This is a genomic window from Streptomyces sp. NPDC057939 (assembly GCF_042887545.1).
Lineage (GTDB): Bacteria > Actinomycetota > Actinomycetes > Streptomycetales > Streptomycetaceae > Streptomyces.
Genome location: NZ_JBHVPG010000016.1, coordinates 37285 through 57396, shown reverse-complemented (window position 1 = coordinate 57396; position 20112 = coordinate 37285). Strand labels below are relative to the sequence as shown.

Below are 20112 nucleotides of genomic sequence, written 5' to 3'. Positions count from 1 at the left end.
ACTCCTCTCGTTACCTACCTCTTTGAAGGGCAAGGCAGAGATGGCACGTGTCGCCGCCCGGCTTTCCGCCAACGGAGAGCAGAGCACGCACCCGGTCGACGAGGTGCTCCCCCTCCCCAAGCTCGCGCTGTACGGCTTCCAGCACGTACTCGCCTTCTACGCCGGCGCGGTGATCGTCCCGATCATCGTCGGCAACGCGCTGAAGCTGAGCCCTGAGCAGCTCGTCTACCTGATCAACGCCGACCTGTTCACCTGCGGCATCGCCTCGATCATCCAGGCCTGGGGCATCGGTCGGGTCGGCGCGCGCCTCCCGCTGATCCAGGGCGTCACCTTCACGGCCGTCTCCCCGATGATCGCCATCGGCCTCGGCGCGGGTGGCGGGACCGCCGCGCTGCTGGTCATCTACGGCGCGGTGATCACCGCCGGCATGGCGACGTTCGCCTTCGCCTGGCTGCCCGCCAAGGCCTTCCGCACGGTCATGAGGCTGTTCCCGCCGGTCGTCACCGGCACCGTCATCACCGTGCTCGGCATCGTCCTGATCCCGGTCGGCCTCAACGACGCGGCCGGCGGCCTCGGCAGCCCCGACTTCGGAGACCCCAAGAACTTCGCCTACGCCGGCGGCACGATGCTCTTCATCCTCATCCTGATGAAGATCGGCAAGCCGTTCCTCTCCAGCATCTCCATCCTCCTCGGCCTGGTCGGCGGCACCGCGGTCGCCTTCCTCCTCGGCGACGCGAAGTTCGGCGACGTGGGCGACGCGGGCTGGATCGGCGTCACCACCCCCTTCCACTTCGGCGCCCCGAAGTTCGAGTGGTTCCCGATCGTCCTGATGCTCATCGTCATGCTGATCACCATGGTCGAGACGACCGGTGACACCTACGCCGTCGGCGAGATCGTCGAGAAGGACATCGACAGCGAGACCGTGGCCCGCGCCCTGCGCGCCGACGGCGCCGCGACCGCGCTGGGCGGCGTCCTCAACTCCTTCCCGTACGTGGCCTTCGCCGAGAACGTCGGCCTCGTGCGGATGACGAAGGTCAAGAGCCGGTTCGTGGTCGTCGCCGCCGGCGTCTTCATGATCATCCTGGGTCTGTTGCCCAAGGCCGCGGCCATCGTCGCCGCGGTCCCGCACGGAGTCCTCGGCGGCGCCGCGACCGTGATGTTCGGCATGGTCGCCCTCGCCGGCATCCAGACGCTCGGCAAGGTCGACCTCAAGGAGGAGAAGAACGCCCTCATCGTGGGCGTCTCCCTCGCCTTCGCCCTGCTGCCCGCGACCGTCCCGGTCTTCTTCACCAAGCACATGGACCCGGACCTGTCCTCGCTCCTCAACAGCGGCGTCACCCTCGGCGCCACGGCCGCCATCGTCCTCAACCTGATCTTCAACGGCCTGGCCAAGGACAAGGCGCCGGCCCCGCTCGCACCGGTCGGGCTGCCCGTCCAGGCGGCGGCGGCCCCCGCGGGCGCCGAGAAGGCCGCGGCGACCGCCGAGAAGCCCGCCGTGACCACCGAGAAGACCCCGGTGAGCACCGAGAAGGCCCCCGCGGCCGCCGAGCAGGCCCCGGCGAGCGGCGAACGGGCCGACGGGGCGGGAACCCCCGCCGGCTGATCCTCCCAAGGGGGTGCCGACCCCTCGTCCGGACCCCGGGTCCGGACGAGGGGTCCGCGCCGTCCGCGCAGGCGTTCCCGTACGGGTTCCCGCGCAGGGGACAATGGGCGCATGAGCCTGTTCCGCGACGACGGCATCGTGCTGCGCACCCAGAAGCTGGGTGAGGCGGACCGCATCATCACGCTGCTCACCCGCGGCCACGGCCGCGTCCGGGCCGTCGCCCGCGGAGTGCGGCGCACCAAATCCAAGTTCGGCGCCCGGCTGGAACCCTTCTCCCACGCCGACGTCCAGTTCTTCGCCCGCGGCGCCGACCTCATCGGCCGCAGCCTGCCGCTGTGCACCCAGACCGAGATCATCGCCCCGTACGGCAACGGCATCGTCACCGACTACGCCCGCTACACCGCCGGCACCGCGATGCTGGAGACCGCCGAGCGCTTCGCCGAGAACGAGGGCGAGCCCGCCGTCCAGCAGTACCTTCTGCTCGTCGGGGCCCTGCGGACCCTCTCCCGCGGCGAACACGAACCCCACCTGATCCTCGACGCCTTCCTGCTGCGCTCCCTCGCCGTCAACGGCTACGCGCCCAGCTTCGACGACTGCGCGAAGTGCGGCATCCACGGCCCCAACCGGCACTTCTCCGTCGCCGCGGGCGGGGTGATATGCGGGGACTGCCGCGTCCCCGGCTCCGTCGTACCCTCGTCGGAGGCCATCGCTCTGCTCAGCGCCCTGCTGACGGGCGACTGGGCTCACGCGGACGCCTGCGAGGCGCGTCACGTGCGGGAGGGCAGCGGGCTGGTCTCGGCCTATTTGCACTGGCATCTGGAGCGCGGGCTACGCTCCCTGCGATACGTCGAGAAATAGGAGCTGGGCACATGGCACGACGCGGGATTCTGGGACGCTCTCGCCGCGAGTACAAGGTTCCCGAGCCGCACCCGTCCGGTGCGCGCCCCCCGAAGATCCCCGGCGAGCTGGTCCCGAACCACGTCGCCATCGTGATGGACGGCAACGGCCGCTGGGCCAAGGAGCGCGGGCTCCCGCGCACCGAGGGCCACAAGGTCGGCGAGGGCGTCGTCCTCGACGTCCTCAAGGGCTGCCTGGAGATGGGCGTCAAGAACCTGTCCCTGTACGCCTTCTCGACGGAGAACTGGAAGCGCTCGCCCGACGAGGTCCGCTTCCTCATGAACTTCAACCGCGACGTGATCCGCCGCCGCCGCGACGAGATGAACGAACTCGGCATCCGCATCCGCTGGGTCGGACGCATGCCGAAGATGTGGAAGTCGGTCGTCCAGGAGCTCCAGGTCGCCCAGGAACAGACCGTCGACAACGACGCGATGACCTTGTACTTCTGCGTGAACTACGGCGGCCGCGCCGAGATCGCCGACGCCGCGCAGGCCATCGCCCGCGACGTCGCGTCGGGCCGACTGGACCCGTCGAAGGTCAACGAGAAGACCTTCGCGAAGTACATGTACTACCCGGACATGCCGGACGTGGACCTCTTCCTGCGCCCCAGCGGCGAGCAGCGCACCTCGAACTACCTGCTCTGGCAGAGCGCGTACGCCGAGATGGTCTTCCAGGACGTGCTGTGGCCGGACTTCGACCGCCGCAACCTGTGGGCGGCCTGCCTGGAGTACGCGCAGCGCGACCGCCGGTTCGGCGGCGCCGTCCCGAACCAGGCCGAGGGTCCCACCGGCTGACCCCGCCGGTACGCTCTGCCGCCATGGACACGACTGACAGGGCGGTGGGGCTGTACTACGGCACGGCGCGCTCCGACGTGCGGCAGGTGCAGCGCTGGTGCCTGCGCGAGCGTCCCCAGGACCGCCGAGGACTGCCGTCGAGGCTGCTCTCGGTGCCCGTGCTCGTCGTGGCGCTCGCCTGGCTCACCAACGGGGGCCGGGTGCCGCAGCCTGCCGTCACGGTCGCGGCGGGCCTGGCCATGGGCCTGCTGTGGTGCCTGACCGACCTGGCGCTGCGCTGCCGCCGCTGGTACGCGTGGGCGGCGGAGCACCCGGAGTACCACTGCGTGATCTCGGAGTCGGGGACGACGAACCACCGGCCCGACGGGTCGGTGGTCCGCTACGGGTGGGCGCAGTACAGCGGCTGGAGCGAGACCCGACACCTGTTCGTCGTGGTCTTCACGACGGGGGACGTGGCATGGCTGCCCAAACGGGCGGCGACGACCCCGCAGGACATCGACCGGATCCGATCGATCTTCGACCGGAACCTGACCCGGGTCGGGCGCGTCGGCCGCGGCGGACTGGCCGGCCGGGGCGCCGGTTCCTGACGGATCAGCCGGCGGCCGCGCAGTCCGCGCAGGTGCCGAAGATCTCGACGGTGTGGGCCACGTTGACGTAACCGTGCTCGGCGGCGATGGACTCGGCCCACTTCTCCACGGCCGGTCCCTCCACCTCGACGGCCTTGCCGCACTTGCGGCAGACCAGGTGGTGGTGGTGGTCGCCGGTGGAGCAGCGCCGGTACACGGACTCCCCGTCGCTGGTCCGCAGGACGTCTACCTCGCCCGCGTCGGCGAGGGACTGGAGCGTGCGGTAGACGGTGGTCAGGCCCACGGAGTCACCGCGGTGCTTGAGCATGTCGTGCAGCTCCTGGGCGCTGCGGAACTCGTCCACCTCGTCCAGCGCCGCCGCTACGGCGGCCCGCTGCCGGGTGGACCGTCCTCGTACTGGCGCGGTATTCGTCTCGCCAGGCGCAGTCGCCACCGGTTCCTCCTCGTTTCGGCCTGCCGCCATTGTGCCAGGCGGCCGCCGGCGCCAAGCCGTCTCTTCGGGATCTTGCCGGGCCCGCGCGGCCGAGAACCCTAGACCTTCACGTCGTCGCGCGTGCAGACCTCTTCCGCGGCCGCCCGGGCCGCCTTCGCCCGGCGCCTGGCCAGCGGCGCCGAAACCGCGGTCATGACGACGAACACGGCGATGGCGAGCAGCACGATCGCCGCGCCGGAGGGGGCGTCGAGGTAGTACGTCGTGGTCACGCCGGTCAGCGAGACCAGCACGCCGATCGCCATGGCCAGCGTCAGGGTCGCGGTGAACCCGCGGGTGACCCGCTGGGCGGCCGCGACGGGGATCACCATCATGGCGCTGACCAGCAGCAGGCCCACGATCCGCATCGCGACGGTGACGGTGAGGGCGGCGGTGACTGCCATCAGGAGGTTCAGCGCGCGCACCGGCAGGCCGGTGACCCGCGCGAACTCCTCGTCCTGGCTGATCGCGAACAGCTGGCGGCGCAGCCCGACGGTGACGGCGAGGACGAACACCGCGAGGACCGCCGCGGCCGTGACGTCCTCCGGCGCGACGGAGGTGATGCCGCCGAAGAGGTAGCTGCTCAGGCTGGCGGTGGACCCACCGGCCACGTTGATGATCATGACGCCGCCGGCCAGGCCGCCGTAGAAGAGCATGGCAAGCGCGATGTCGCCGCTGGTCCTGCCGCGGGAGCGGATCAGCTCCATGCCGACCGCGCCGACGACGGCGACGATGCTGGCCATCCACACCGGGTTGGTGTTGAGCAGGAACCCGAGCGCGACACCGGTCATGGCCACGTGCCCGATGCCGTCGCCCATGACGGCCTGCCGGCGCTGGACGAGGTACGTGCCGATGGCGGGCGCCGTCAGGCCCACCAGGACGGCCGCGAGCAGCGCCCGCTGCATGAAGGCGTAGTTCAGGAGGTCCATCAGCTCAGCAGTCCCGTCCGCAGGGGCTCGGCGTCGTGCGCCGCGTGGGGGTGTACGTGGTCGTGGCCGGGCAGGGCGTGCTGGCCGACGGCCTCCGGGGGCGGCCCGTCGTGGACGACGCAGCCGTCGCGCAGGACGACGGCCCGGTCGATGAGCGGCTCCAGCGGCCCCAGCTCGTGCAGGACCAGCAGGACGGTGGAACCGGCGGAGACCTGCTCGCGCAGGGCGTTCGCGAGGACCTCCTGGTTGGCGAGGTCGACGCCCGCCATCGGCTCGTCCATGATCAGCAACTCGGGCTCGACGGCGAGGGCCCGGGCGATGAGCACGCGCTGGTGCTGCCCGCCGGAGAGGGCGTTCACCGAGGCGTCCCCGTACGCCTCCATGTCGACGAGGGCCAGGGCGCGGTTCACGGCGTCCTTGTCGGCCCTGCGCAGGATCCCGAAACGGGAGCGGGCCAGCCGGCCGGAGGAGACGACCTCGCGGACGGTGGCCGGGACGCCGCTGGCGGCGGTGGTGCGCTGCGGCACGTAGCCGATCCGCGACCACTGCCGGAAGCGCCGGAAGTCGGTGCCGAAGAGGGACAGCGTTCCGTCGGTCAGCGGGACCTGGCCGACCACGGCGCGCACGGCCGTGGACTTGCCGGAGCCGTTGGCGCCGAGGAGCGCGACGACCTCGCCGCGGTGGACGGTGAGGTCGACGCCGCGCAGTACGGGGCGCGAGCCGAGCGAGGCCGTGGCCCCGCGCAGGGATATGACGGGCTGGTCCTCTGCCGTGCGGGGCGTGGACTGCATGGCTCGCACCTCCGTGACTGCTGGTGTCATTACTTGGCTCCGAGTGCCTTCTGGAGGTTCTTCAGGTTGGACCGCATGACCTCGAAGTAGTCCTTGCCCTGGGACTTGTCGGTGATGCCCTCGAGCGGGTCCAGGACGTCGGTGGTCAGGCCCGTGTCCTTGGCGAGGGTCTTGGCGGTCTTGTCGCTGGCCAGCGCCTCGAAGAACACCGTGGTGACGTTGTCCTTCTTGGCCAGGGCCTGGAGGTCCTTCATGCGGGCCGGGCTGGGCTCGGCCTCGGGGTCGACGCCGGAGATGCCCTCCTGGTCGAGGCCGTAGCGCTCGGCGAGGTAGCCGAAGGCGGAGTGCGTGGTGATGAACGTCTTGGTTGCCGTGTTCTTCAGGCCGTCCTCGAACTCGGTGTCCAGGGCCTGCAGTTTGCCGACCAGCTCGGAGGTGTTCTTCCGGTAGTCCGTGGCGTGGGCGGGGTCGGCCTTCTCCATGGCGGCGCCGAAACCGGTGGCTATCTCCGCGTACTTGGTGGGGTCGAGCCAGACGTGCGGGTCCTCGCCGGCCTCGCCGTGGTCGTGGCCGTCGCCCTCGGAGTGGCCGCCGGCGTGCTCGTCGCCGTCGGTGTGCTCGTGACCCTCCTCGCCGTGGCCCGCCCCGGCGTGGGACTCCAGCTTGGTGAGGGCGGTCGCGTCGACGGCGTGCTCCAGGCCGGAGTGGGCGACGGCCTGGCCGACCGCCTTGTCGACGGCGGGCTGGAGGGTGCGCAGGTAGAGCACCACGTCGGCCTCGGCCAGCTGCGCGGTCTGCTTCGGCGTGATCTCCAGGTCGTGCGGTTCGACACCCGGCTTCGTCAGGGTCTCGACCTTCACGTGGTCCCCGCCGACCTGCTCGGCTATGAACTGCATGGGGTAGAACGACGCCAGCACACTGACCTTGCCGTCCTTGTTCCCGGCCGCGTCGGCGGCTCCGGAGCACGCGGTGAGGGCCGTGGCCGCGAGGGCGACGGCACCGGCGAGGGCGGCGCTGGGTATGAGGCGTCGTACGTTCATGACATCCATTTTCATCAAAGATGGAAACGATTGTCAAAAACCCAGGTGAGGGGCCCGGGCGGTATGCGTAGAAGGGGATCCCGATTTGAAGAGGGGGGTGTGGGCGCCGGTAACCTGAAGCCTTCGCCGTTCGTCCTCGTAATGAAGAGAGCACCGTGGCCGCCGACAAGATCGAAACCATCGTCAGCCTGAGCAAGCGCCGTGGCTTCGTTTTCCCGTGCAGTGAGATCTACGGCGGCTCCAGGGCTGCCTGGGACTACGGCCCGCTCGGTGTCGAGCTCAAGGAGAACATCAAGCGCCAGTGGTGGAAGGCCATGGTCACCGGACGTGAGGACATCGTCGGTATCGACTCCTCCGTGATCCTGGCCCCCGAGGTCTGGGTGGCCTCCGGCCACGTCGGCACCTTCTCGGACCCGCTGACCGAGTGCACCTCCTGTCACAAGCGTCACCGCGCGGACCACCTTGAAGAGGCGTACGAGGCCAAGCACGGCCGTGTGCCCGCCAATGGTCTTGCCGACATCAACTGCCCCAACTGCGGTGTGAAGGGCCAGTTCACCGAGCCGAAGCAGTTCTCCGGCATGCTGGAGACCCACCTCGGCCCGACCCAGGACACCGGCTCGAAGGCGTACCTGCGGCCCGAGACCGCCCAGGGCATCTTCACCAACTTCGCCCAGGTGCAGACCACTTCGCGCAAGAAGCCCCCCTTCGGCATCGCGCAGATGGGCAAGTCCTTCCGCAACGAGATCACGCCGGGCAACTTCATCTTCCGCACGCGCGAGTTCGAGCAGATGGAGATGGAGTTCTTCGTCAAGCCGGGCGAGGACGAGCAGTGGCAGGAGTACTGGATGCAGGAGCGGTGGAACTGGTACCGCGACCTCGGCATCCGCGAGGAGAACATCCGCTGGTACGACCACCCGAAGGAGAAGCTCTCCCACTACTCGAAGCGCACCGCCGACATCGAGTACCGCTTCAACTTCGGTGGCAACGAGTTCTCCGAGCTCGAAGGCGTCGCGAACCGCACCGACTTCGACCTCAAGGCCCACTCGGCCGCCTCGGGTCAGGACCTCGTCTACTTCGACCAGGAGACGAAGGAGAAGTACACCCCGTACGTCATCGAGCCGGCGGCCGGTGTCAACCGCGCCATGCTCGCCTTCATGCTCGACGCGTTCAACGAGGACGAGGCCCCGAACGCCAAGGGCGTCATGGAGAAGCGCACCGTGATGCGCTTCGACCCGCGCCTGGCCCCGATCAAGGTCGCCGTGCTGCCGCTGTCCCGCAACGCCCAGCTGTCGCCGAAGGCCAAGGGCCTCGCCGCCGACCTGCGCAAGTTCTGGAACATCGAGTTCGACGACGCGGGCGCCATCGGCCGCCGCTACCGTCGCCAGGACGAGATCGGTACGCCGTTCTGCGTCACCGTCGACTTCGACACCCTCGACGACAACGCGGTGACCGTGCGCGAGCGCGACACGATGAAGCAGGAGCGCGTCTCCCTGGACCAGATCCAGAGCTACCTGGGCAGCCGTCTGCTCGGCTGCTAGTGGCACCCCGGGCCCTCTTCGAAGCGGCCTGAAACGACCGGTGGCCCGGTGCGCGATCCGCGCACCGGGCCACCGTCGTCCCCACCCGCCCTACGCGGGCACACCGCCGGTACCGGCGTCGGCCGGCTCGTCCCGGCCCTCGCGCGCTGCCTTGGCCTTGGCCTCGGCCTCGCGGCGCTCACCCTCGGCCTGGGAACGCTTGCCGTAGAGGGCCGTCCAGACGCCGAGGGCGGCCAGGACGGCGTAGACCATGATCGGACTGACGACCACCATGGTCCCGGTGCTCAGGCTGTACGACAGGACGACGCGCACCAGCGCCTCGATCACGTAGGCCACGCCCCAGACCAGGGTCATGCGGCGCATGGTGGTGCGGAAGCCCTCGTACTGCCACAGGCCGTTCCACCAGGCGGTGCTCTCGGCGGTGCCGTCGGTGGCGAACTTGCGGCCGAAGTAGAACATCAGCGGGCGCTTGGCGAGCAGGGTGGCCAGGCAGAGCACGCCGAAGAGCCCCGTCACGACGGAGTCCTTGATCAGCAGTGTCCTGGCCGAGTGGTCCCCGACGAGTCCCACCACGGCGGTGATGACCAGGAACACCATGGTGACCACGGCGAACTCGTCGACCTTGCGGCGCCAGGCCACGTGGATCACGGTGTCGAGGACCGGCCAGACGCCGCTCAGCAGCAGCGCCGGGAACTCCTCCCAACCCCGGCTGTCGGTCAGGATGTTGTAGGTGACGATCGGCGCGACCACGTTGAGCCCGATGGTCAGGAGCCAACCGAGGGCGGTGGCGACGCCCGATCGGGCGGGTGCGGCGGGTCGAGCGACCTGGGTGGACATGCTTCCCCTTGGTGTGCCTCGTGCGTGCGGTCCAGGGGGACCGTAGGCAGCAAGATGGCATGGACAAGCCATCGCGTGCCCAAAATGATCGTCAAGACACCCGGACCATCGAATTCCGGACATCGCGCCGAACGGGCTCACGGCGAACCGAGCAGCGGGCGCGGGGGAGCACGCGGGAACCCGGGCGCGCCGGGGCTCAGGCGCGCAGGCCCCGGATCACGAGGGCGGTGACCGCCTCGAACTCCGTGAGGATCGACGGCGAGAGCCAGTCCGCCGCGTACTGGGGGTCGTGGAACCGCCCGGTGGCGTGGAAGACCGCGCGGGCGGCGGCCCGGACGTCGGGCGCGGACAGGGTTCCGTCCTCGACTCCCTCGGCGATGATCCCGGCCAGCTGGTCGATCAGCTCGGTGAGGTGCGCGTCGACCGTGCCACTGTTCTCGGCGAGCAGCACCGTGTAGGTGGCGAACAGCTCGGGGTCGTCACCGGCCTTGTGGCGCTTGGCCTCGAAGAGCGCCTCCAGCCACGCCTCCAGCTTGGAGGGGGCAGGCTCGGCCGGGGCCGAGGCGATCTTCTCCAGCATCACGACGCTCTTGGCGAGCCATCGGTCGGTGACCGCCTCGCGCAGCGCCGCCTTGGAGGGGAAGTGCCGGTACACGCTGCCGTGGCTGACTCCCAGGGCGCGTGCGACGTCCACCACGGTCGCCTTGGTCGGGCCGAAGCGGCGCAGCACCTCCTCGGTGGTTTCGAGGATGCGCTCAGGGGTCAGTGGCTCGGCGGCAGCGGGAGGCATGAGTACGACCGTACAGCCGCGTCAGTGCTCGCTGTCGAGGTGGGCCATCTGCGCCGCCGGGTAGCGTTCGCCCGCCGCGGCTCCGGCCGGTACTGCCTCCTCGACGGCCGCCAGGTCGGCCGCGGTCAGCTCCACCCGCATGGCACCGAGTGCCTCGGTGAGCCGGTCGCGGCGCCTGGCGCCGACCAGCGGCACGATGTCCTCGCCGCGCGCGAGCACCCAGGCGATGGCTATCTGGGCGACGCTCACGCCCTTGTCCTCGGCGACCTTGCGCAGGGCCTCGACCAGGTCGAGGTTGCGATCGAGGTTGTCGCCCTGGAATCGGGGGCTCATGCCCCGGAAGTCGCCCGGGGCCAGTTCCCGCTCGCGCGAGAAGTGCCCGCTGATCAGTCCTCGGGACAGCACCCCGTACGCCGTGACGCCGATGCCGAGCTCGCGGGCGGTGGGCAGGATCTGCGACTCGATGTTCCGGGAGACCAGGGAGTACTCGATCTGGAGGTCCGATATCGGGGCGACGGCGGCGGCCCGGCGCAAGGTGTCCGCGCCGACCTCGGAGAGGCCGATGTGTCGGACGTGCCCGGCCTGCACGGCCTCGGCGATGGCGCCGACGGTCTCCTCGATCGGCACGTCCGGGTCCACGCGGGCGATCCGGTAGACGTCGATGTGGTCGCGGCCGAGCCGCTGGAGGGAGTAGGCCAGGAAGTTGCGGACGGCGTCCGGCCTGCCGTCGTACCCGGTGAAGCCGCCTTCGACCGTCCGCAGGGCGCCGAACTTCACACTGGTCAGGGCCTTCTCGCGGGCCGCTGCGGGCGCGGTGCGCAGGGCTTCGTTGATGAGCAGTTCGTTGTGGCCCATCCCGTAGAAGTCGCCGGTGTCGAGGAGGGCGTGCGTGCCCTCGGGGACGGCTTCGAGGAAGGCGTGGAGGGTGGCGAGGGATTCGTTCCGGTCGGCCTCGCCGTACAGGGCGGACATGCCCATGCAGCCCAGGCCGAGCGGGAAGACGGAGGGGCCGTTCGCGCCGAGCGTGCGAGGGGCCTGCGGGGTGTTCCGGTTCGTGGTCATGGAACGAGAATGACATGACGAGTGACAGATTTCAATATCTGTCACTCGTCAGTGCGACGGGATGGCCCCGGCCCGTCACGGCGGGGGAGGGGCGGAAGGGTGAGGTCGTCGTTACCGCGGCGCCCCGACCGGGGCGGAGCCCTGCCCGGGCGGGCCGGGCTCCAACTCGGCGGCGGTGCGCAGGGCGGTCTCGCGGGCCCAGCGGCCGTTGGTGGCGGCGCCGACCAGCAGGACGAGCAGCCCGCAGACGGTGATGATCCAGTAGGCGGGCCGGGCCGCCGCCGTGAACTCCCCGCCGCCCGCCGTCCCGGCGGCCAGCACGGCGCCGATCACGGCGACCCCCAGCGTCCCGCCGGTCTGCCGGCTGGTCGCGGCCACGGCGGCCGCGACCCCGGCCTGGGACCGCGGCATCCCGGACACGGCCGTATTGGTGATCGGGGCGTTGACCATGCCGAAGCCCAGGCCGAAGAGCATGAACCCGGTGAACATCAGGGGGGTGGAGGTCTCCGCCGAGAAGGCCGCGAACAGGAGCCCGCTGGAACCCATCGCCCCGCCCGCGATCAGCAGCGGCAGCCGGGGCCCGCGACTGCCGGTCAGCCGTCCCGACAGGGGTGCGAAGAGCAGCGTCAGCCCCGCCATCGGCACCATGTACAACCCGGCGTGCAGGGCGCTGAGCCCCCGTACGTCCTGGAGGTACAGGGTGTTCAGGAAGAGGAACCCGGACAGCGCGGCGAAGGCGCTGACGGCGCACACGGTCGCCCCGCTGAACGGCGCGCTGCGGAAGAACCGCAGGTCGATCAGGGGTTCCTCGCGCCGGGGCTCGTACAGCAACAGTCCCACCAGCGAGGCGACGGCCACGAGGGCGCACCCCAGGATCAGCGGGGAGCCGATGCCCGCGGCCGGGGCCTCGATGATCCCGTACGTCAGGGAGCCCAACAGGCCCATGATCAGCAGCTGCCCGACCGGGTCCGGCCGGCGCGCGTGCGCGGCCCGGGAGTCGGGGACGTGCCGCAGGGTCAGCCAGAGGGCCGCGAGCCCGATCGGCAGGTTCACCCAGAAGATGGACCGCCATCCCACCGAGTCCACCAGCACGCCGCCGATCACGGGACCCGCCGCCATGGAGAGACCGGCGACGGCCCCCCAGATGCCGATGGCACGGGCCCGTTCGGCCGGATCGGTGAAGGTGTTGGTGATGATCGAGATCGCGACGGGGTTGAGCATCGCCGCGCCGACGGCCTGGACCATCCGGAAGGTGATGAGCCAGCCCAGCCCGGGGGCGAGGGAGCACAGCAGGGAGCCCAGGGTGAAGAGGATCAGGCCGGTGACGAACACCTTGCGGCGGCCGATCCGGTCGGCGGTGGAGCCCGCGAGCATCAGCAGCGAGGCCATGACGAGGGTGTAGGCGTCGATGGTCCACTGCATGCCCGCGACGGAGGCGTCCAGATCCTGGCGCATCGAGGGCAGCGCCACGTTGAGGACGGTGTTGTCGAGGCTGACGATGAGCAGGCTGATGCAGCAGATCGCCAGGACGAGCGTGCGTTGCCGGTGACTCGGCTCGATCATGGGGCCGATCGTACGTCCGCACCCGCGACCCGGCATGCGGGACAATGGGCGGATGACCACGCTTCCCCAGCCCCTCGCGATCGGCCCGCACACCGTGCAGCCCCCGGTGGTGCTCGCGCCGATGGCCGGCATCACCAACGCCCCCTTCCGCACGCTCTGCCGCGAGTTCTCGGGCGGCAAGGGGCTGTTCGTGAGCGAAATGATCACGACCCGCGCCCTGGTCGAGCGCAACGACAAGACCATGCAGATGATCCACTTCGACGCGACCGAGAAGCCCCGCTCGATCCAGCTGTACGGGGTGGACCCCGCGACCGTCGGCAAGGCCGTCCGGATGATCGTCGACGAGGACCGCGCCGATCACATCGACCTCAACTTCGGCTGCCCCGTCCCGAAGGTCACCCGCAAGGGTGGCGGCTCGGCGCTCCCGTACAAGCGGAACCTGCTGCGCGCCATCCTCCGCGAGGCCGTCGCGGGCGCCGGGGACCTGCCGGTCACCATGAAGATGCGCAAGGGCATCAACGACGAGCACCTCACCTACCTCGACGCGGGCCGGATCGCCGTCGAGGAGGGCGTCACCGCCATAGCCCTGCACGGCCGGACCACGGCCCAGCACTACGGCGGCACCGCCGACTGGGAGGCCATCGCGCGCCTCAAGGAGCACGTGCCGGAGATCCCGGTCCTCGGCAACGGCGACATCTGGTGCGCCGAGGACGCGCTGCGCATGGTCCGGGAGACCGGCTGCGACGGGGTCGTGGTCGGGCGCGGCTGCCTGGGCCGGCCGTGGCTCTTCAACGACCTGGTCGCGGCCTTCGAGGGCCGCCCGGAGGACTTCCACAAGCCGACCCTGCGCGAGGTCGCGGTCACCATGCACCGGCACGCCCAGCTGCTGGGGGAGTGGATCGGTGACGAGGCGCGCGGGGTGATCGACTTCCGTAAGCACGTGGCCTGGTACCTGAAGGGCTTCGCCGTCGGATCCGAGATGCGCCAGAAGCTGGCGGTCACCTCCACCCTGGCGGAACTGGACGCTCATTTGAGCGAGCTCGATCTGGATCAGTCGTGGCCCGAGAGCGCGGACGGCCCGCGGGGTCGGACGTCCGGAAACAACCGAGTTGTCCTGCCTGAGGGCTGGCTGAACGATCCGTACGACTGCGCGGGTGTGAGCGAGGACGCGGAGCTGGACACTTCCGGAGGCTGACAAATCGCCCTCCGTGTCGCGTGATATACGCCACGCATGGGAGAGGTTTCGCTCAGATGAGCAGAAAGGTCACGGGTAAGACTTTCAAAGGGTGGCACTGGGTGCCACCCTTTGTGCGTTCAAGACTTGAACGCAAATGTATCGATGATCGCTCATCCGAGCGTGATCAGGCCTGTGTGGGCCCCTCCGCCTTCGAAAGGTGAACGCTCTTCGTACCTTCCGATTACCCGTGAGTTACTTTCGATCTGCTGGCGCACGGGTGGTTACAGCCGTATGACGACCAAGTGGACGTACCCATAAGCCTTCGATCTGGGTATGTTCCTGGCCGTCAGGGCAGCCACCCGAGTCCTCGAGGAGTCGAGACCCGTGTCGGAAAACAAAGATCAGAAGTTCGTCTACGACTTCACCGAGGGAAACCGGGACCTCAAGGACCTTCTCGGCGGCAAGGGAGCCAACCTCGCCGAGATGACCAACCTGGGTCTCCCCGTCCCTCCCGGCTTCACCATCACCACCGAGGCCTGCAAGGTCTACCTCGAGAGCGGCGAGGCTCCGGCCGAGCTGCGCGACGAGGTCAGCGCACACCTTGCCGCCCTTGAGGCGCAGATGGGCAAGAAGCTCGGCCAGTCGGACGACCCGCTGCTGGTCTCCGTGCGTTCCGGCGCCAAGTTCTCGATGCCCGGCATGATGGACACGGTCCTCAACATCGGCCTCTCCGACGAGTCCGTGACCGGCCTCGCCTCCCAGGCCGGTGACGAGCGCTTCGCGTGGGACTCCTACCGCCGCCTCATCCAGATGTTCGGCAAGACCGTCCTCGGCGTCGACGGCGAGCTCTTCGAGGACGCCCTCGACGAGGCCAAGGCCGCCAAGAAGGTCACCGTCGACACCGACCTCGACGCCGCCGACCTGAAGAAGCTGGTCAAGCACTTCAAGAAGATCGTCGCGAAGGAGGCCGGCCGCGAGTTCCCGCAGGACGCCCGCGCGCAGATGGACCTCGCCGTCGAGGCCGTCTTCAACTCGTGGAACACCGACCGCGCCAAGCTCTACCGCCGCCAGGAGCGCATCCCGAGCGACCTGGGCACCGCCGTCAACATCTGTTCCATGGTCTTCGGCAACCTCGGCCCCGACTCGGGCACCGGCGTCGCCTTCACCCGCGACCCGGCCAGCGGCCACGCGGGCGTCTACGGCGACTACCTCCAGAACGCCCAGGGCGAGGACGTCGTCGCGGGCATCCGCAACACCGTGCCGCTCGCGGACCTGGAGGGCATCGACAAGACCTCCTACGACCAGCTCATGACGATCATGACGACGCTGGAGACCCACTACAAGGACCTCTGCGACATCGAGTTCACCATCGAGCGCGGTCAACTGTGGATGCTCCAGACCCGTGTCGGCAAGCGCACCGCCGGCGCCGCCTTCCGCATCGCCACGCAGCTCGTCGACCAGGGCCTGATCGACGAGGCCGAGGCCCTCCAGCGCGTCAACGGTCACCAGCTCGCGCAGCTGATGTTCCCGCGCTTCGACGACACCGCCCACGGCAGCGAGGGTCCGACCCTGCTGGGCCGCGGCATCGCCGCCTCCCCGGGCGCGGCGGTCGGCAAGGCCGTCTTCGACTCGTACACGGCCGTCAAGTGGTCCCGGTCCGGCGAGAAGGTCATCCTGATCCGCCGCGAGACCAACCCCGACGACCTCGACGGCATGATTGCCTCCGAGGGCATCCTGACCTCCCGCGGCGGCAAGACCTCGCACGCCGCCGTCGTCGCCCGCGGCATGGGCAAGACCTGCGTCTGCGGCGCCGAGGAACTCGACGTCGACACCAAGCGCCGCCGCATGACGGTCGGCGAGACCGTCATCGAAGAGGGCGACGTCGTCTCCATCGACGGCTCCACCGGCAAGGTCTACCTCGGTGAGGTACCCGTCGTACCGTCCCCGGTCGTCGAGTACTTCGAGGGCCGCATGCACGCCGGCGCCGACGACGCCGACGAGCTCGTCGCCGCCGTGCACCGGATCATGGCGTACGCGGACCGCGTCCGCCGCCTGCGGGTGCGCGCCAACGCCGACAACGCCGAGGACGCGCTGCGCGCCCGTCGCTTCGGCGCCCAGGGCATCGGCCTGTGCCGCACCGAGCACATGTTCCTCGGCGAGCGCCGTGAACTGGTGGAGCGACTGATCCTCGCGGACACCGACGGCGAGCGCGAGGAGGCACTCAGTGCCCTCCTGCCGCTGCAGAAGAAGGACTTCGTCGAGCTGTTCGAGGCGATGGACGGTCTGCCCGTCACCGTCCGCCTCCTGGACCCGCCGCTGCACGAGTTCCTCCCCGACATCACCGAGCTGTCGGTCCGCGTCGCCCTCGCGGAGTCCCGCAAGGACGCCAACGAGAACGACCTGCGCCTGCTCCAGGCCGTGCACAAGCTGCACGAGCAGAACCCGATGCTGGGTCTGCGCGGCGTCCGTCTCGGCCTGGTCATCCCGGGTCTGTTCAAGATGCAGGTCCGGGCGATCGCCGAGGCCGCGGCCGAGCGCAAGAACGCCAAGGGCGACCCGCGCGCCGAGATCATGGTCCCGCTCGTCGGCACCGTCCAGGAGCTGGAGATCGTCCGCGACGAGGCCGACCAGGTCATCGCCGAGGTCGAGGCGGCCACCGGCACCAGCCTCAAGCTGAGCGTCGGCACCATGATCGAGCTGCCGCGCGCCGCGCTGACCGCCGGCCAGATCGCCGAGGCCGCCCAGTTCTTCTCCTTCGGCACGAACGACCTGACCCAGACGGTGTGGGGCTTCTCCCGCGACGACGTCGAGGCCAGCTTCTTCACCGCCTACCTGGAGAAGGGCATCTTCGGGGTCTCGCCCTTCGAGACCATCGACAAGGACGGCGTCGGCGCCCTCGTGCGCAGCGCGGTCGTGGCCGGCCGGGCCACCCGCCCCGACCTCAAGCTCGGTGTCTGCGGTGAGCACGGCGGCGACCCCGAGTCGGTGCACTTCTTCCACGAGGTCGGCCTCGACTACGTCTCCTGCTCGCCCTTCCGGATCCCGGTGGCGCGCCTTGAGGCGGGCCGTGCGGCCGCCGAGTCGAAGGGCTCCGACAGCCGCTGACCGTAGAACGTCACCGGCCTCCTGACCGCGCCCGCCCCGGGTTCCCTGACTGCCCGGGGCGGGCGTCCACGTCTTTTCGAAGGTCCCGTTCCGCAAAGTATTCAACAAAGTTTTACGGCGTCAGGCGGTGGACGGATCCCCACCCGTCCACCGCCTGACGCCTATCCGCCAGGCACGTCGGCGCTTCCCTGTGCGACCGACCGCCAGGCCCCGCAAAGCCCCCCACGGCCTTCACGGAGCGTTTCGGTCGCACCGGAGTGTGCCTGGCGGACTACAGGATTTCGCTTGTCACGCCCCTGCCGAAAGGGGTTTCAACTGTGGCCGAAAGGGCGTGGTGACCACGTGTGACGGCATGCATACTCATGGGGCGGGGGGATTGCGGTTGCACAGCTGGGGGTTCGGTGCTTCGTATCCATTTCACTGGAGTGGACCTGGCACGCGTAAGGATGGCAGGGCGTCCCGATGCGTTGTGGGAAACGATTCTTAGTTTTCACCGCTTAAGAGACCGGCGCGACGCCCGGCTGTTCGGCGAATGGCGTACGGAAACCCGGAGCCGGTTGAATAGTGAAACAAGGCTGCTCGGTGCCTTGATACCGGCGCGCGGCTATTTCCCGGATTTCCTCACCCCGACCGAGGGGCAGTACGGCTGGGACGTCGCCCTCGACGCGCTGCGCGGGCTCCGCCCCGAACGGCTGCGGCGCGAGCTGTCCCTCGTCGGCGCGGGCGCCGGGGCCGGCTTCGGCGCGGCCTTCGGGACACCGCCGCCGAACCGGCTGCGGGAGTTCATGGACGGCGGCACCAAACACCTGCCCCGGTTGCTGAGCGAACTGCGCGGGTACCACCGGGCGGCCGTGGAGCCGTACTGGACCCACATACAGGCCCAGATAGAGGCCGAGCGGGCCGCGCGCGGTCGGGCCCTCCTCGACGGCGGCGCGGACGAACTGCTCGCCTCGCTGCCGCCGATGCTGCGCTGGCGGGCGCCCGTCCTGGAATGCGAGTACCCCGTGGACCGGGACGTACGGCTGAGGGGGCGCGGGCTGCTGCTCCAGCCGTCCTTCTTCTGCCGGCGCACCGCGGTGACCCTGCACGACCCGGAGCTGCCGCCGGTCCTGGTCTACCCGGCCGCCGCGCAGCTGGCCTCCGCGTCCGCCGGGGGCGAGTCGGGCCGGCCCGAGGAGCTGCGGCAGAGGACCCTGGGCAAGCTGGTGGGGCACACCCGCTCGGTGGTCCTGCGGGCCATCGGCGACGGGGCCACCACCAGCGAGCTCGCCCGCCGGGCCGGGGTCTCCCTGGCCTCGGCGAGCCAGCACGCCTGCGTGATGCGCGAAGCGGGCCTGGTCACCACGCTGCGCCACGGCAATGCCGTCCTGCACACGGTCACCCCGCTCGGCGCGGCCCTGCTCAAGGGCGGCGCCGTGGTCTCGTGACGGGGCTCGTGCGGGTGCTTGCGTACGGGCTCCCGCGCGGCCCGGGGTCTGCGGGGCCGCGCGGGAGCGTCGGTGGCGGCCGGGGCCGCGGGGGCGTCAGGTGCGGAAGGGGCCGGTCACCTCGTAGGTGATGCCGTTGGAGGAGCTGCCCGTGGTGCCGCGCTGGCTGCTGAAGTACAGACGGTTGCCGGCCGGGGAGAACGCCGGGCCGGTGATCTCCGAGGAGGACTGGCCGGTGATCCGCAGGAACGGGGCCACCACGTCGTCCGGGGTGATCACGCAGATCTCCATGTTGCCGCCGTCCTCGGCGACGTACAGGTCCCCGTACGAGGACCCCGTCACGTTGTCGACGCCGGTCAGCGGGGCCGCGCCGCCGGGGACCAGGGAGTCGTCGTAGGCCAGCTCGTAGGTGCTGTTGGCGAGGTTGAGCTGCCAGACGCGGTTGTCGCCCTTGGTGGTGAACCAGACGGTGTCGTTGGCGTAGTGGCAGCCCTCGCCGCCGTTGAACTTCTTCGACCCCGAGACCTGGCTGCGGGTGACCGTCGGCGAACCGTCCGGGTCGGGCACGTTGGCCCAGGTGAAGGAGCCCGAGGTGGCCGTGCCCGCCTTGAGGACCTGGAGGGTGCCGGAGGACAGGTTGCCCCAGGTCGTGGGGATGAAGCGGTAGAAGCAGCCGCTCGTCTCGTCCTCGGTCAGGTAGATCACCTTGCGGACCGGGTCCGCCGCCGCGGCCTCGTGCTTGAAGCGGCCCATCGCCGGGCGCTGCACCGACGCGTTGATCCCGTACGGGTCGGCCTCGTAGACGAAGCCGCGGTCGACCTCCTCGCACGACAACCAGGTGTTCCACGGGGTCTTGCCGCCCGCACAGTTCTGTCGGGTGTTGGAGAGGATCCGGTAGGCGCCGGTGACGGTGCCGGACGAGTTGAACCTGACCGCGCTCGCCCCGCCGGAGGGGTTGATCTCCGAGTTGGACACGTAGATCCAGCCGGAGCCGTCGGCGTAGCAGGCGCCGCCGTCCGGGGCGTTGTGCCAGGTGTACGAGGTGCCGGCGACGGTCTGGCCGGAGCGTGCGACGACCCGGCTGGTGAAACCGGCGGGCAGCATGATGCCGTTCGCGTCGGCCGCGCCGAGGGCCCCGTAGGGGCCGGCGCCGGGCTGGGCGGGTGCCGCGTAGGCGGCCCCCCGCATCAACGTGCCCCCGAAGGCGGCGGCGGACGAGCCGATGACAGCACCGCGCAGGAAGGTACGACGTTCCACGGTCACTCCAGTGGGAGGAAGGCCCCGCGTCCGGTCGGGCGCGAGGTCGCATGCGTCGAGGAACCTAGAGGCGTCGAATTGACGTGACGTCAATTCCTCATGACGCACGAGCGACCGGCTCGGGGTCAATCCTCCTGCGGGGACTTCCGTACACGCGGACGTTCCCCGCGGGTCGCTTCGGGCCGGTGTCCGGGCGTCGACGGCCCGCCCCCCGCGCACGGCGCCCCGGGAGCCCGCCCGCCGCCG

Annotated in this window: 17 protein-coding genes; 8 read left to right on the top strand and 9 right to left on the bottom strand. The window is 70.0% G+C overall.

All coding sequences use genetic code 11. The features are described from left to right. Positions 1–40 precede the first annotated feature (40 nt). The 4 genes from ACFVS6_RS19455 to ACFVS6_RS19440 all read left to right on the top strand — a co-directional run bounded on the left by ACFVS6_RS19455 (position 41) and on the right by ACFVS6_RS19440 (position 3881). Positions 41–1603, top strand: a complete 1563-nt coding sequence (locus ACFVS6_RS19455; protein ID WP_389705263.1) for a nucleobase:cation symporter-2 family protein — start codon at positions 41–43, stop codon at positions 1601–1603. Positions 1604–1714: 111 nt separating this feature from the next. Continuing rightward, positions 1715–2461, top strand: coding sequence for a DNA repair protein RecO (gene recO, locus ACFVS6_RS19450; protein WP_389705262.1), 747 nt, complete (start codon positions 1715–1717; stop codon positions 2459–2461). A gap of 11 nt (positions 2462–2472) precedes the next feature. Then, entirely contained in the window at positions 2473–3294 is an 822-nt protein-coding gene (locus ACFVS6_RS19445) for an isoprenyl transferase (RefSeq protein ID WP_389705260.1), read from the top strand. Between the two features lie 23 nt (positions 3295–3317). Beyond that, the gene (locus tag ACFVS6_RS19440; RefSeq protein WP_389705258.1) at positions 3318–3881 is read left to right on the top strand and encodes a YcxB family protein; all 564 of its coding nucleotides are present in this window, start codon (positions 3318–3320) and stop codon (positions 3879–3881) included. A gap of 4 nt (positions 3882–3885) precedes the next feature. Here the strand turns inward: ACFVS6_RS19440 and ACFVS6_RS19435 are convergent, their stop codons facing one another. From ACFVS6_RS19435 to ACFVS6_RS19420, 4 genes are all read right to left on the bottom strand, one after another. Then, entirely contained in the window at positions 3886–4314 is a 429-nt protein-coding gene (locus tag ACFVS6_RS19435; RefSeq protein WP_150519707.1) for a Fur family transcriptional regulator, read from the bottom strand. A gap of 98 nt (positions 4315–4412) precedes the next feature. Beyond that, the gene (locus ACFVS6_RS19430) at positions 4413–5279 is read right to left on the bottom strand and encodes a metal ABC transporter permease (protein WP_389705255.1); all 867 of its coding nucleotides are present in this window, start codon (positions 5277–5279) and stop codon (positions 4413–4415) included. Then, positions 5279–6070 carry a metal ABC transporter ATP-binding protein gene (locus tag ACFVS6_RS19425; RefSeq protein WP_389705253.1) on the bottom strand — a complete coding sequence of 264 codons (792 nt, stop codon included), beginning with the start codon at positions 6068–6070 and terminating at the stop codon, positions 5279–5281. Before ACFVS6_RS19425 ends, ACFVS6_RS19430 begins: the two co-directional genes overlap by 1 nt. Before the next feature lie 29 nt (positions 6071–6099). Beyond that, on the bottom strand, positions 6100–7110 hold the full coding sequence (locus ACFVS6_RS19420) for a metal ABC transporter substrate-binding protein (RefSeq protein WP_389705251.1): 1011 nt from the start codon (positions 7108–7110) through the stop codon (positions 6100–6102). Between the two features lie 155 nt (positions 7111–7265). On the opposite strand from ACFVS6_RS19420, the gene ACFVS6_RS19415 reads away from it, so the two are divergent. Next, complete coding sequence (locus tag ACFVS6_RS19415) at positions 7266–8648, top strand: glycine--tRNA ligase (RefSeq protein ID WP_319194172.1); 1383 nt, start codon at positions 7266–7268, stop codon at positions 8646–8648. Between the two features lie 90 nt (positions 8649–8738). Here ACFVS6_RS19415 and ACFVS6_RS19410 read toward each other — a convergent pair whose 3' ends face one another. The 4 genes from ACFVS6_RS19410 to ACFVS6_RS19395 form a co-directional block, all read right to left on the bottom strand. Beyond that, positions 8739–9485 carry a VC0807 family protein gene (locus tag ACFVS6_RS19410; RefSeq protein WP_389705249.1) on the bottom strand — a complete coding sequence of 249 codons (747 nt, stop codon included), beginning with the start codon at positions 9483–9485 and terminating at the stop codon, positions 8739–8741. Between the two features lie 196 nt (positions 9486–9681). Beyond that, positions 9682–10275, bottom strand: a complete 594-nt coding sequence (locus ACFVS6_RS19405; RefSeq protein ID WP_389705247.1) for a TetR family transcriptional regulator — start codon at positions 10273–10275, stop codon at positions 9682–9684. A 21-nt stretch (positions 10276–10296) separates the two neighbouring features. Further along, the gene (locus tag ACFVS6_RS19400; RefSeq protein ID WP_389705245.1) at positions 10297–11337 is read right to left on the bottom strand and encodes an aldo/keto reductase; all 1041 of its coding nucleotides are present in this window, start codon (positions 11335–11337) and stop codon (positions 10297–10299) included. A 111-nt stretch (positions 11338–11448) separates the two neighbouring features. Further along, a complete protein-coding gene (locus tag ACFVS6_RS19395) occupies positions 11449–12900 on the bottom strand; it encodes an MFS transporter (protein ID WP_389705243.1) in 1452 nt (483 codons plus the stop codon). A 34-nt stretch (positions 12901–12934) separates the two neighbouring features. On the opposite strand from ACFVS6_RS19395, the gene dusB reads away from it, so the two are divergent. From dusB to ACFVS6_RS19380, 3 genes are all read left to right on the top strand, one after another. Then, positions 12935–14095, top strand: coding sequence for a tRNA dihydrouridine synthase DusB (gene dusB / locus ACFVS6_RS19390; protein ID WP_389705241.1), 1161 nt, complete (start codon positions 12935–12937; stop codon positions 14093–14095). A gap of 366 nt (positions 14096–14461) precedes the next feature. Continuing rightward, positions 14462–17182 carry a pyruvate, phosphate dikinase gene (gene ppdK, locus ACFVS6_RS19385; protein ID WP_389705239.1) on the top strand — a complete coding sequence of 907 codons (2721 nt, stop codon included), beginning with the start codon at positions 14462–14464 and terminating at the stop codon, positions 17180–17182. Between the two features lie 401 nt (positions 17183–17583). Continuing rightward, a complete protein-coding gene (locus ACFVS6_RS19380) occupies positions 17584–18609 on the top strand; it encodes an ArsR/SmtB family transcription factor (protein WP_389705237.1) in 1026 nt (341 codons plus the stop codon). Between the two features lie 96 nt (positions 18610–18705). Here ACFVS6_RS19380 and ACFVS6_RS19375 read toward each other — a convergent pair whose 3' ends face one another. Further along, the gene (locus ACFVS6_RS19375; protein WP_389705234.1) at positions 18706–19866 is read right to left on the bottom strand and encodes an alkaline phosphatase PhoX; all 1161 of its coding nucleotides are present in this window, start codon (positions 19864–19866) and stop codon (positions 18706–18708) included. Positions 19867–20112: the final 246 nt, after the last annotated feature.

Excerpts from the sequence above, each read along its gene's own strand:
- ACFVS6_RS19455 (WP_389705263.1), top strand. The coding sequence starts at position 41 with ATGGCACGTGTCGCCGCCCGGCTTTCCGCCAACGGAGAGCAGAGCACG.
- recO (WP_389705262.1), top strand. The coding sequence starts at position 1,715 with ATGAGCCTGTTCCGCGACGACGGCATCGTGCTGCGCACCCAGAAGCTG.
- ACFVS6_RS19445 (WP_389705260.1), top strand. The coding sequence starts at position 2,473 with ATGGCACGACGCGGGATTCTGGGACGCTCTCGCCGCGAGTACAAGGTT.
- ACFVS6_RS19440 (WP_389705258.1), top strand. The coding sequence starts at position 3,318 with ATGGACACGACTGACAGGGCGGTGGGGCTGTACTACGGCACGGCGCGC.
- ACFVS6_RS19430 (WP_389705255.1), bottom strand. The coding sequence starts at position 5,279 with ATGGACCTCCTGAACTACGCCTTCATGCAGCGGGCGCTGCTCGCGGCC.
- ACFVS6_RS19425 (WP_389705253.1), bottom strand. The coding sequence starts at position 6,070 with ATGCAGTCCACGCCCCGCACGGCAGAGGACCAGCCCGTCATATCCCTG.
- ACFVS6_RS19420 (WP_389705251.1), bottom strand. The coding sequence starts at position 7,110 with ATGAACGTACGACGCCTCATACCCAGCGCCGCCCTCGCCGGTGCCGTC.
- ACFVS6_RS19410 (WP_389705249.1), bottom strand. The coding sequence starts at position 9,485 with ATGTCCACCCAGGTCGCTCGACCCGCCGCACCCGCCCGATCGGGCGTC.
- ACFVS6_RS19405 (WP_389705247.1), bottom strand. The coding sequence starts at position 10,275 with ATGCCTCCCGCTGCCGCCGAGCCACTGACCCCTGAGCGCATCCTCGAA.
- ACFVS6_RS19400 (WP_389705245.1), bottom strand. The coding sequence starts at position 11,337 with ATGACCACGAACCGGAACACCCCGCAGGCCCCTCGCACGCTCGGCGCG.
- ACFVS6_RS19395 (WP_389705243.1), bottom strand. The coding sequence starts at position 12,900 with ATGATCGAGCCGAGTCACCGGCAACGCACGCTCGTCCTGGCGATCTGC.
- dusB (WP_389705241.1), top strand. The coding sequence starts at position 12,935 with ATGCGGGACAATGGGCGGATGACCACGCTTCCCCAGCCCCTCGCGATC.